We start from the raw sequence: 11,577 nt of genomic DNA on the forward strand, positions 1-11,577 counted from the left end.
TGGTCGGTCGGGCAATGCACACACGGAGATTTGCATAGCGCGGGAGGATCGGGCGCGCATCGGCTCAAGCGGGTATGCTTGCGGTTCGCCGGGCGTTCGCGCCCCTTCATCGATGTCAGCGAGGAACCGCATGTCCGTCAAACCTGCTCCCACCACTGTTTCGATTCACGACCTGATCGCGGGCCGCTGGAGCCCGCGCGCGTATTCGGATGAAGCCGTCAGCGCCGGCGATCTGCACGCGGTGTTCGAAGCCGCCCGCTGGGCGCCGTCTGCCTACAACGCGCAGCCGTGGCGCTTCATCGTATTCGACCGCACGCAGGACGAAGACGCATTCAAACGTGCGTTCGCGACGCTGGTGCCGTTCAACCAGGGCTGGAATGCGCCGGCGCCCGTGCTGATCGCGGTGACCGCGCACACGCTCACGCCGAAGGGTGAGCCGGCCCCCACCGCGCTGTACGACGCGGGCGCCGCCGCGATGTCGCTGGTGCTGCAGGCGCACGCGCTGGGCCTGGCCGCCCACCAGATGAGCGGCTTCGACGCGAAGGCGTTCCGCGATGCGTTCGCGATTCCGGCCGACGTCGCGATTCCGTCGATCATCTCGCTCGGTCACTACGGCAACGTCGACAAGCTCGATCCGGTGCTGCGCGATCGCGAGAAGGCGCCGCGCACGCGCCATGCGATCGGCGAGGTCGTCTATGCGGGCGCGTGGAAGAAGGGTTTCGACGCGGCAGCCTGACCCGTCAGGCGGACGGGCTGCATCGCGCATCCCGCCCGCATGTTTCCCCGGCGCGCCAGGCCGCGCACGTCCCGCCGAGGCCCGGTGCGCGGCACCGCTGGCCGGCCCCGGTTGTGATCCCGCGGGCTTCATGTTAAAAAGCCCGTCCTTTCCGTTTTCGCGCCGGCCCCGCTGCGGCAACTTCCCATGACTTACTGCGCGATCGATTTCGGCACGTCCAATTCCGCCGTGGCGCTGCCCGACGGCGACGGCATGCGCCTCGCGCCCGTCGAGGGCGACCACCTGACGCTGCCCACCGCGATCTTCTTCAACAACGACGAAGAGACGGTCGAATACGGCCGTGCGGCGCTGGCTTCCTATATCGACGGTTTCGACGGCCGGCTGATGCGCTCGATGAAGAGCATCCTCGGCTCGCCGCTCGCGGAAACCACGACCGATCTCGGCGACGGCAGCGCGATTGCGTACACCGAAATCATCGCGCGCTTCCTGACGCACCTGAAGCGCAAGGCCGAGGCCCGCGCGGGTGCGCCGATCGGCCGTGCGGTGCTTGGCCGCCCGGTGTTCTTCGTCGACGACGATCCGCGTGCCGACCGCCTCGCCCAGGACCAGCTCGAGACCGCCGCGCGGTCGGTCGGCTTCACGGACGTGCACTTCCAGTACGAACCGATCGCGGCCGCGTTCGACTACGAATCGCGCCAGCAGGCCGAGCGCCTCGTGCTCGTCGCCGACATCGGCGGCGGCACGTCCGACTTCTCGCTGGTGCGCGTCGGGCCCGAACGGATGGCGCGGCTCGAGCGCAAGGACGACGTGCTGGCCCACCACGGCGTGCACGTCGCGGGCACCGACTACGACCGGCGTGTCGAGCTGGCGGCGATCCTGCCGGCATTCGGCTACCGTTCGCTCGACCCCGAAGGGCGCGAGCTGCCGAACAAGATCTACTTCGATCTCGCCACCTGGCACCTGATCAACACGGTCTACACGCCGAAGCGGCTCGGCGAGCTGAAATTGATGAAGCACCTGTACCAGCAGGTGCAGCAGTACGACCGGCTCACGAGCGTGGTCGAGCAGCGGCTCGGACATGCGCTGATGGCGCGCGCGGAAGAAGCGAAGATCGGTGTCGCGGCGGGCGGGGAGACGATGATCGACCTGAACGACGTGGAAGAGGATCTGCAGATTGCGTTCGATGCCGACCGACTCGTCGACGCGAGCCATGACGACACCGCACGCATCGTCGATGCCGCGCGCGAGACGGTGCGGCTCGCGGGCGTTGCGCCGCGCGATGTCGGTGCGCTGTATTTCACCGGTGGCTCGACGGGGCTCGCGTTCCTGTCGGGCGCGCTGGCGGGTGCGTTCCCGGATGCGCAGCCGGTGTTCGGCGACCGCCTCGCGAGTGTCGCGACGGGCCTCGGCATTCACGCGCAGCGATTGTTCGGTTGAATGCGGGCGGCTGAAAGGCCGCCATGCCGGGCAACCGGCGCTTAAAAACAAAAAGCCCCGCCGAAGCGGGGCTTTTTTTCACGAATTATCGCGCCAAGCTTAGACCGGACGGATGTTCGCAGCTTGCAGACCCTTCGGGCCCGTCTTCACTTCGAATTCAACCTTCTGGTTTTCTTGCAGCGTCTTGAAGCCTTCGACGCGGATTTCCGAGAAGTGCGCGAACAGATCGTCGCCGCCGCCTTCCGGGGTGATGAAGCCGAAGCCCTTTGCGTCATTGAACCACTTGACGGTACCGGTTGCCATGTTACTTGTTCCTAAAAAGATAAAACGGGGCCGAGGCCCATGGGGTGCGGAAAATCAAGGAAGGGGTAATAGGACCAACCGGAGTACCGTTGATGGGCGAACTACGAAAGAACCAATTCACTCGCCACTTGAAATCCTGCGAAGTCCTTTATACGGCTTATCAATCGCGTGGTCAACCGTATTTCCGTGGACTCAGGGTTATTGCGGAGATCAGGTTTACAAAGCTTGCAAACGACGCGAATTTTTTGTAGGGGCCGAACGATTTTGGCGCCACGTTTCAGGTGCAACCGTTAAACTACGCGCCGCGTGGACGGGTTGCCCTGATCGGGTGACTCGCCCCCCCAAAATTGCGTGCGCGGTGCTGTCCGAGCCGATCCCGGACCGCGGGCCGACCATGCTTTTTGAGACACAGGAGAGGATGTGAAGAGTTCTATTCAACGGAACATCGGCCCGTTTGCATTGATGCTGACGGGGCTGGGTTCGATTATCGGCTCGGGCTGGCTGTTCGGTGCCTGGAAGGCCGCGAAGATTGCCGGTCCGGCGGCGATCTGCGCGTGGATCATCGGCGCTGTCGTGATTCTCGCAATTGCACTGACGTACGCGGAATTGGGCGCGATGTTCCCCGAGTCGGGCGGCATGGTGCGCTACGCGCGCTACTCGCACGGTTCGCTGGTCGGCTTCATCAGCGCGTGGGCGAACTGGATCGCGATCGTATCCGTGATTCCGATCGAGGCTGAAGCGTCGATCCAGTACATGAGTACGTGGCCCTATCCTTGGGCGCACGCGCTGTTCGTGAACGGCGAGTTGACGGTACCCGGCCTGCTGCTGTCCGCGGTGCTGGTCGTCATCTACTTCCTGTTGAATTACTGGGGCGTGAAGGCGTTTGCCCGTGCGAACACCACGATCACGATCTTCAAGTTCCTGATCCCCGGCCTCACGATCCTCGGCCTGATGCTGACGAGCTACCATCCGGAAAACCTCGGCACCGCATCGAATGCAAGCTTTGCGCCGTACGGCTGGTCGGCGGTGCTGACCGCAGTCGCGACGAGCGGCATCGTGTTCGCGTTCAACGGCTTCCAGAGCCCGGTGAACCTCGCGGGCGAAGCGCGCAACCCGTCGCGCAGCGTGCCGTTCGCGGTGATCACGTCGATCCTGATCGCACTCGTGATCTACGTGCTGCTGCAGATGGCGTACATCGGCTCGGTGAATCCGGCTGACGTCGCGCAGGGCTGGTCGCACTTCAACTTCAAGTCGCCGTTCGCCGAACTGGCGATCGCGCTGAACCTGAACTGGCTCGCGATCCTGCTGTACGTCGACGCATTCGTCAGCCCGAGCGGCACCGGCACGACGTACATGGCAACGACCACCCGCATGATCTATGCGATGGAGCGCAACAACACGATGCCGAAGATGTTCGGCAACGTGCACCCGCTCTACGGCGTGCCGCGCCAGGCGATGTGGTTCAACCTGCTCGTCTCGTTCATCTTCCTGTTCTTCTTCCGCGGCTGGAGCTCGCTCGCGGCAGTGATCTCGGTGGCGACGGTGATCTCGTACCTGACCGGCCCGATCAGCCTGATGGCGCTGCGCCGCGCGGCGACCGACATCGAGCGTCCGCTGTCGATTCCGCTGATGAAGCTGATCGCACCGTTCGCATTCGTCTGCGCATCGCTGATCCTGTACTGGGCGAAGTGGCCGCTGACGGGCGAAATCATCCTGCTGATGATCGTCGCGCTGCCGGTGTATTTCTACTTCCAGGCGAAGTCGGGCTGGACCGGCTGGGGTGACGACCTGAAGGCCGCATGGTGGCTGGTCGCGTACCTGCCGACGATGGCCGTGCTGTCGCTGATCGGCAGCAAGGAATTCGGCGGCCACGGCGTGCTGCCGTACGGCTGGGACATGCTGGTCGTCGCGGCAATCGCGCTGGTGTTCTACTTCTGGGGCGTGAATACCGGCTACCGGACCAAGTATCTCGACGAGCGTGAATCGCACGACGAGATCCTCGAAGGGGTCGGCGCCTGACGCGTGACCTGCCGCCGGATTCGGCGGCGGCAGCAAGCAGCGGAAAAAAGCCCGCCCGAGCGATGCTCGGGCGGGCTTTTTGTTGGGCGGTCGACGGTTGTCGTGCGCGGCTCAGGCGGCCGGGCTCGCGAACACGTAGTTCGTCATCGCGAGTACGCGCTGGTACGTGCCGAGCGACTGGATGCCGAGCTGGTAGTCGTCGTCCGCCGCGCCGAGCGCCGTGAACACCGGCAGCAGATGCTCGTCGGTCGGATGCATCAGCGCCGCGTGCGGTGCCTGTCGGCGGTAGTCGAGCAGGGCGTCGACGTCGCGCGCGGCCAGCTTCGCCTCGAACCAGCCGGTGAATTCCGTGACGCGCGGGTCCGCATCCTCCGGTGCCGCACTGAAATCGGCGGCGCGCAGGTTGTGCGTGATCTGGCCGGAGCCGATCACCATCACGCCTTCATCGCGCAGCGGTCGCAGCGCGCGGCCAAGCGCGAAGTGGTGGGCGGCATCCGCGCGCGGCTGGATCGACAGCTGCGCCACCGGCACGTCAGCTTCCGGGAACATGAGCAGCATCGGCACCCACGCGCCGTGGTCGAGGCCGTGCTCGGTCGTCGCGGTCTCGATCCCGGCCGCATTCAGCAGCCCGGCCGCGCGCTCGGCGACGTCGGGTGCGCCGGGCGCCGGGTAGCGGATGTCGTACAGCGCCTGTGGAAAGCCGTAGAAATCGTGGATCGTTTCCGGATGCGCGGCGATGCTGGCGGCGGGGCGCTGCGTGCCCCAGTGCGCGGACAGCATCAGCACCGCGCGCGGGCGCGGCAGTTCGGCGGCGAGGTGCGTAAATGCACCGGACGGCAGTGTCGGGTCGATCGGCAGCGTCGGAGCGCCGTGGGACAGGTAGAGCGAAGGCAAGCGGTTCATGGTGGTGGCCTGCAAAGGGATTTGCCTGTGACTATAGGCGCGCACCGAGTATTGATAAATCCGCGTCAGGGAATTTGATTGACGCTTGTTTGTTGATAATCGGGGCGACGCAGTGCGTTCCACGGAGGATGGGCGCTGTATTCGTGAAATCGAATGGAAATTCGTGGCAATCGACGAAGATGCGCGAAGAACGCGCTTCGCACGGACTTGCGCTTACTGAGCGTGCCGGATGCCGGCCCACGGCGTCGTCAGCGGTGCGCTGAGCGCGAACAGGTCGAGCACGCGCGTGACGGTCTGGTCGACGAGCTCCTCGATCGACTTCGGCATCGCGTAGAACGCAGGCAGCGGCGGGAAGACGATGCCGCCCATTTCGGTGACGGCCGTCATGTTGCGCAGATGCGCGAGGTTGAACGGCGTTTCGCGCACCATCAGCACGAGGCGGCGGCGTTCCTTCAACGTGACGTCGGCTGCGCGCGTGATCAGGTTGTCGGACAGCCCGTGTGCGACGCTCGCGAGCGTCTTCATCGAGCAGGGCGCGATCACCATCCCGTCGGTCGCGAACGACCCCGATGCGATCGTCGCGCCGACATCGCGCACCGAATGCACGACGTCCGCACGGCTTTCGACATCGGCCTTCGACAGCTTCAGTTCGTGCTGGATGTTGAGCCAGCCGGCGTTCGAAATCAGCAGGTGCGTTTCGACGCCGCCGGCAGCGCGCAGCAGGTCGAGCAGCCGTACGCCGTAGATCGCGCCGGTGGCGCCGGTGATCGCGACGATCAGCCGGCGTGGCGGCGCGCTGGGAGATGCCATCGAAAGGGGACGACGCGTATTACGCGGCGGCAAACAGTTGCTGCAGTTCGCCCGACTGGTACATCTCCATCATGATGTCCGAGCCGCCGATGAATTCGCCCTTCACGTAGAGCTGCGGGATGGTCGGCCAGTTCGAGAATGCCTTGATGCCCTGGCGGATCTCGTCGTCTTCGAGGACGTTGACTGTCTTGAACTGGTCGACGCCGCAGGCCTTCAGCACCTGGATGGCGCGGCCCGAAAAGCCGCACATCGGGAATTGTGCGTTGCCCTTCATGAAGAGCACGACCTGGTTTTCGTCGACGATTTGCTTGATACGTTGTTGGGTGTCCATGACTGACCTTGCGTTAGCGGGGCGTTAGATCGAAATGATAGCGGATTTCAACCGGGCGGGCCGGGCATCAGCCCGGCAGGCGGCCGCCGGTCGTACGTTCGATGGCGGCCAGATCGGCGAGCGATTCGACCGCGACGAAGCCGTGCGATGCGAGCACCGCGCGCACGGCCTCGGCCTGGTCGTAGCCATGCTCGACCCAGAGCGTGCCGCCCGGTTTCAGATAGGTGCCGGCGCCCGCGACGATCGTGCGGATCGCGCTGAGGCCGTCGGCATCGTCGGTGAGTGCGCCGCGCGGCTCGAAACGCAGGTCGCCTTGCGCGAGGTGCGGATCGTGCTGCGCGATGTACGGCGGGTTGCTGACGATCGCGTCGAATGCGAGCGCCGGATCGAGCGCCGCGTACCAGTCGCTTTCCAGCCAGTGCAGCGGGCCGCCGGGTCGGCGCGCGTCGAGCAGCTTGCCGGCGTTGCGTTGCGCGACCGCGAGTGCAGCCGGCGAACGGTCGAGCGCCCACACGCGCGCATCGGGACGCTCGGCGGCGATCGATACGGCGATCGCGCCGCTACCCGTGCCGAGATCGAGCACGGCCGGATGCGGCAGCCCGTCGATCGCATCGAGCGCCGCTTCGACGAGCAGTTCGGTTTCAGGGCGCGGGATCAGCACGTCGGGCGTCACGTCGAACGGCCGGCCGAAGAATTCGCGCATCCCGACGAGCTGCGCGACGGGCTCGCCGGCCAGGCGGCGTGCCTCGAGCGCGCGGTAGCGTTCGACCGCGGCTGCGTCGAGCGGCGCGTCGCCGCGCGTGATCAGTTGCGTGCGGGTCCAGCCGAGCGCGTGCGCGAGCAACACGCGCGCATCGACCGCGTCGAGCGGCGACGCGCGCAGCAGTTCGTCGGCGGTGGTGTCGGGCATCGCGGCCTCAGTCGGCATCGCCGAGCGATGCGAGCAGTTCGGCCTGGTGTTCGCTGACCAGCGCGCTGATCAGTTCATCGAGATCGCCGTCCATGAGCGCCTCGAGCCGGTACAGCGTCAGGTTGATCCGGTGGTCGGTCATCCGGCCCTGCGGGAAGTTGTACGTGCGGATCCGTTCCGAACGGTCACCGGAGCCGATCAGGCTCTTGCGTGTGGCCGCTTCCTTCGCGTGCTGCTCGTGATACTGCTTGTCCTTGATGCGTGCGGCGAGCACCTTCAGCGCGCGATCCTTGTTCTTGTGCTGCGAACGGTCGTCCTGGCACTCCACGACGATCCCGGTCGGGATGTGCGTGACGCGCACCGCCGAATCGGTCTTGTTGATGTGCTGGCCGCCCGCGCCGGACGCGCGGAACGTGTCGATCCGCAGGTCGGCCGGATTGATCTCGACCTCGCCGATTTCGTCGGCTTCCGGCATCACCGCGACCGTGCACGCGGACGTGTGGATGCGCCCCTGCGTTTCGGTGGCGGGCACGCGCTGCACGCGATGGCCGCCCGATTCGAACTTCAGGCGCGAATACGCGCCCTGGCCCGCGATCCGCACGATCACTTCCTTGTAGCCGCCGAGATCCGACGCGCTCTCCGACATCATTTCGACCTGCCAGCGCTGGCGTTCCGCGAAGCGCAGGTACATGCGCAGCAGGTCGCCCGCGAACAGCGCCGATTCGTCGCCGCCCGTGCCCGCACGGATTTCGAGGAAGATGTTGCGCTCGTCGTTCGGATCCTTCGGCAGCAGCATCTTCTGCAGTTCGGTCTCGAGGCGGGTCATGCTCTCGCGCGCGCTGCGGATTTCATCTTCCGCGAAGTCGCGCATCGACAGATCGCCGAGCAGTTCCTGTGCAGCCGTCTCGTCGCTGCGCGACTGGCGCCACAGCGCGTACTGTTCGACCACCGGGCCGAGTTCCGCGTGTTCACGTGTCAGCTTGCGGTACTGGTCGAGGTCGGCCGTGACGTTTTCGCGGCTCAGCAGGTCGTTCAGTTCGGCCAGCCGTGTGGACAGCTGGTCGAGCTTGCGTTGCATGCTCGTCTTCATGGTGTGGAGCGGCGCTCCCGGGCAAGGGGTATTCGGAAAGGATAGGCCGGCACGCGGCCGGCGGCAGGGCGATCGGCCGGCGCTAGTGGCCGGACTGGTCGTTCGAGCGCGGTGCGTGCTGGTAGAAGCCGCGCATCAGGTCGATCAGCGAATCGCGATCGGCGCCGTTCACGCGGTTGAGCGCGCTCGTCGGGCCGTGGATCAGCTTGTTGGTCAGCGCCTGCGACAGCGCTTCGAGTACGGCGGCCGGATCGTCGCCGCGCGCGAGCAGCTTCTGCGCCTTGTCGACTTCGGCCCGGCGCAGCGCGTCGGCCTGCGTATGCATGTGACGGATCACCGGCACGACGCTGCGCGTGTCGAGCCATTGCATGAAATTCTGCACGCGCGTCTCGATGATCGCTTCGGCCTGCGCGACCGCGGCCTGGCGAGAGGCGTTGCCTTCGCGCACGATCGCGCCGAGATCGTCGACGGTGTAGAGGAACACGTCCTTCAGCTTGCCGACTTCGGGCTCGATGTCGCGCGGCACCGCGAGGTCGACCATGAAGATCGGGCGGTGGCGGCGCGCCTTCACCGCGCGCTCGACTGCGCCGAGGCCGATGATCGGCAGCGTCGACGCGGTGCACGACACGATGATGTCGAATTCGTGCATGCGGGTCGGCAGGTCGGCGAGCGGCATCGCACGGCCGTTGAAGCGCTCGGCGAGCCGCTGGCCGCGTTCGGCCGTGCGGTTCGCGACGACGAGTTCGCGCGGGCCTTGCGCGGCGAAGTGCGTCGCGCACAGCTCGATCATCTCGCCGGCGCCGATGAACAGCACGCGCTGATCGGACACCTTTTCGAAGATCCGTTGCGCGAGACGCACCGCGGCGGCGGCCATAGACACCGACTGCGTGCCGATCTCGGTCGTGCCGCGCACTTCCTTCGCGACCGCGAACGTGCGCTGGAACAGCTGGTTCAGATAGGTGCCGAGTGCGCCGGCTTCCGTCGCGGTGCGGACGGCGTCCTTCATCTGGCCCAGAATCTGGGTTTCGCCGAGCACCATCGAATCGAGGCCGGATGCGACGCGGAATGCGTGCCGGACCGCTTCCGACTGCGGCAGCGCATAGACATGCGGCGCGAGCTCGTCGACCGGAATCCGGTGATACTCCGACAGCCAGCGGACCGCGCCTTCGCGTGCCGCGCGATCGTCTGTCGCGCAATACAGTTCGGTGCGGTTGCAGGTGGAGAGGATCGCCGCTTCGGGCGTATTGGGCGCCTGGGGGCCGAGAAACACGTTCTTGAACGTGACGAGAGCCGGCTTGATCTGCTCGAGCGGAAACGCCACGCGTTCGCGCAGGGCGACAGGCGCAGTGTGGTGATTGATTCCGATCGTGAGGAGTTGCATATCGAGGGCTATCGTTTAGCCCCATATTATAGCGTTTCAGCGATTTCCTCACTCGCCGCATACCGGGCATCAGCGTGCCGGGGCCGCGAATTAGGGGGCTCGATCGGCACGCGGTCGAGCTGATAGCCGTAGCCGTAGAGCGGCAGCAGCCGGTAGCCGCGCTCCGGAAGTAGCTGCAGTTTGCTGCGCAGCCGGGACGCGTGGGTATCGAGCGTGCGCGACTTCATGTCGCGGCGGCGCGCCCACACCGTTTCGAGGATATGGGCGCGCGACACCGGCCGCGACAGGTTCGTGAACAGCAGCTGCGCGAACCGGAACTCCTTCGGCGTGAGTGAAACGATTGCATCGCCGAAGCGAACGAGGCAGTGCGTGGCGTCGAACGCGTATTCGCCATACATTTCGCGCGAGCGGGTGGGTGGCCGGCGCACGCCGGCGCGCCGGCTCAGCGCGTTGACGCGCGCGAGCATCTCGGGCCCGCTCACGGGGCGCACGAGGCAATCGTCGGCGCCCGCGTGCAGGCACGACACGATTTCGCTTTCGCGCGGCAACAGCATCACGGCGATGGCCGGCAGCCCGGGCAGGATGGTCTGCGCGCGCGGAATGACTTCCTCGGCCGGCTGGTCGCCGGCCCAATGGCCGGTGATCAGCATGTCGCAGGTGTCGGTGGCGAGCCACTCGAAGAACGCCGCACTGGACGGAAACGCGTGGCACACATGACCGCCCGCAAAGAGCAGGCGGTTCAGGAGCGCGGCATGGCGCGCGTCCGGATCGATCAGAGCGATTCGCATGAGAATTTCTTCAATACGGCAGCCGGCGCGCGCTTGCCATAACGTCGAGTCGGCCCCTACACTCGAATGTTGGCGGCACCCGGCTGGTCTCGGGTTCGATGGATGAATCGATGCTAGCCGCTGGCAACGTTCACGCCTATGGGACGAATCTGAATTTATAGAAGGCGTCGAATGAACTGGTTTGGAATCCTTGTCCTGGGAGCGGCCGTCGGGCTGTTCGGCCGGTGGCTGCATCCGATGCGGCGCACGGGCCGGCCGGCATGGTGGATCGCGGTGCTCGCCGGCATCGTCGGCGCGGGTGCGGCCCGCATGGCCGGGAATCTCTCAGGACTGTTTTACGATGGCGAGACGCTCGAATGGCCGGTCTGCACCGGTGTCGCGTTCCTCGTCGTAGCCGTGACGGTTGCGCTGTCGGCCCGTCGCTGAATGTTCTCAGGTGAAATCATGAATGCCCGTCTTCCCGAAGTCTCGCCGGTGCCGGCCCGCCTCGCGCTGCTGCGTGGCGCCATGGCCCGCGAGGACCTGGCCGCCTATCTCGTGCCGTCCGCCGATCCCCATCTGTCCGAGTATCTGCCGGAGCGCTGGCAGGCCCGCCGCTGGCTGTCCGGCTTCACGGGCTCGGTCGGCACGCTGGTCGTGACCGCGGATTTCGCGGGGTTGTGGGTCGACAGTCGCTACTGGGTGCAGGCCGATGCCGAACTGGCGGGCACGGGTGTGCAACTGATGAAGATGACGGGCGGGCAGCAGAGCGCGCCGCACGTCGACTGGCTCGCGCAGAACGTGGCAGCCGGTGCGACGGTCGGCGTCGACGGCGCCGTGCTCGGCGTCGCGGCCGCACGCGGGCTGACGGGCGCGCTGAACGCACGCGG

General features: G+C 66.1%; 13 protein-coding genes. 5 read left to right on the forward strand and 8 right to left on the reverse strand.

Annotated elements, in window-relative coordinates:
- Window positions 1-130 precede the first annotated feature (130 nt).
- Window positions 131-736, forward strand: coding sequence for a nitroreductase family protein (locus tag G3N99_RS25455; RefSeq protein ID WP_174939727.1), 606 nt, complete (start codon window positions 131-133; stop codon window positions 734-736).
- 186 nt (window positions 737-922) lie between these two features.
- Entirely contained in the window at window positions 923-2,173 is a 1,251-nt protein-coding gene (locus G3N99_RS25460) for an Hsp70 family protein (RefSeq protein ID WP_174939725.1), read from the forward strand.
- Window positions 2,174-2,272: 99 nt separating this feature from the next.
- On the opposite strand, the gene G3N99_RS25465 is transcribed toward G3N99_RS25460, so the two are convergent.
- Window positions 2,273-2,476 (reverse strand): cold-shock protein, encoded by a 204-nt coding sequence (locus G3N99_RS25465; RefSeq protein WP_006477070.1) that lies wholly within the window; start codon window positions 2,474-2,476, stop codon window positions 2,273-2,275.
- Window positions 2,477-2,896: 420 nt separating this feature from the next.
- Between G3N99_RS25465 and G3N99_RS25470 the strand changes: the two genes are divergently transcribed.
- Window positions 2,897-4,495 carry an APC family permease gene (locus G3N99_RS25470; protein WP_174939723.1) on the forward strand — a complete coding sequence of 533 codons (1,599 nt, stop codon included), beginning with the start codon at window positions 2,897-2,899 and terminating at the stop codon, window positions 4,493-4,495.
- A gap of 111 nt (window positions 4,496-4,606) precedes the next feature.
- On the opposite strand, the gene G3N99_RS25475 is transcribed toward G3N99_RS25470, so the two are convergent.
- From G3N99_RS25475 to G3N99_RS25505, 7 genes are all read right to left on the reverse strand, one after another.
- Complete coding sequence (locus G3N99_RS25475) at window positions 4,607-5,398, reverse strand: class III extradiol ring-cleavage dioxygenase (RefSeq protein ID WP_206123781.1); 792 nt, start codon at window positions 5,396-5,398, stop codon at window positions 4,607-4,609.
- 213 nt (window positions 5,399-5,611) lie between these two features.
- Window positions 5,612-6,208: a UbiX family flavin prenyltransferase gene (locus G3N99_RS25480; protein ID WP_174939719.1), complete on the reverse strand. Its 597-nt coding sequence runs from the start codon at window positions 6,206-6,208 to the stop codon at window positions 5,612-5,614.
- Window positions 6,209-6,227: 19 nt separating this feature from the next.
- Complete coding sequence (gene grxD / locus G3N99_RS25485; protein WP_011350791.1) at window positions 6,228-6,539, reverse strand: Grx4 family monothiol glutaredoxin; 312 nt, start codon at window positions 6,537-6,539, stop codon at window positions 6,228-6,230.
- Window positions 6,540-6,606: 67 nt separating this feature from the next.
- Window positions 6,607-7,449, reverse strand: a complete 843-nt coding sequence (gene prmC, locus G3N99_RS25490) for a peptide chain release factor N(5)-glutamine methyltransferase (RefSeq protein ID WP_206123782.1) — start codon at window positions 7,447-7,449, stop codon at window positions 6,607-6,609.
- Window positions 7,450-7,456: 7 nt separating this feature from the next.
- Window positions 7,457-8,539, reverse strand: coding sequence for a peptide chain release factor 1 (gene prfA, locus G3N99_RS25495; RefSeq protein WP_174939715.1), 1,083 nt, complete (start codon window positions 8,537-8,539; stop codon window positions 7,457-7,459).
- 82 nt (window positions 8,540-8,621) lie between these two features.
- Window positions 8,622-9,920, reverse strand: coding sequence for a glutamyl-tRNA reductase (gene hemA / locus G3N99_RS25500; RefSeq protein WP_011350794.1), 1,299 nt, complete (start codon window positions 9,918-9,920; stop codon window positions 8,622-8,624).
- 26 nt (window positions 9,921-9,946) lie between these two features.
- Entirely contained in the window at window positions 9,947-10,708 is a 762-nt protein-coding gene (locus G3N99_RS25505; protein ID WP_174939714.1) for a response regulator transcription factor, read from the reverse strand.
- A 171-nt stretch (window positions 10,709-10,879) separates the two neighbouring features.
- Here G3N99_RS25505 and G3N99_RS25510 point away from each other — a divergent pair, with 171 nt between their 5' ends.
- Complete coding sequence (locus G3N99_RS25510; protein WP_011350796.1) at window positions 10,880-11,134, forward strand: hypothetical protein; 255 nt, start codon at window positions 10,880-10,882, stop codon at window positions 11,132-11,134.
- A gap of 18 nt (window positions 11,135-11,152) precedes the next feature.
- A partial coding sequence (locus G3N99_RS25515) for an aminopeptidase P family N-terminal domain-containing protein (RefSeq protein ID WP_206123783.1) occupies window positions 11,153-11,577 on the forward strand: 425 nt, incomplete at its 3' end.

Source organism: Burkholderia sp. Ac-20392 (assembly GCF_017104585.1).
GTDB classification, from domain to species: domain Bacteria; phylum Pseudomonadota; class Gammaproteobacteria; order Burkholderiales; family Burkholderiaceae; genus Burkholderia; species Burkholderia lata.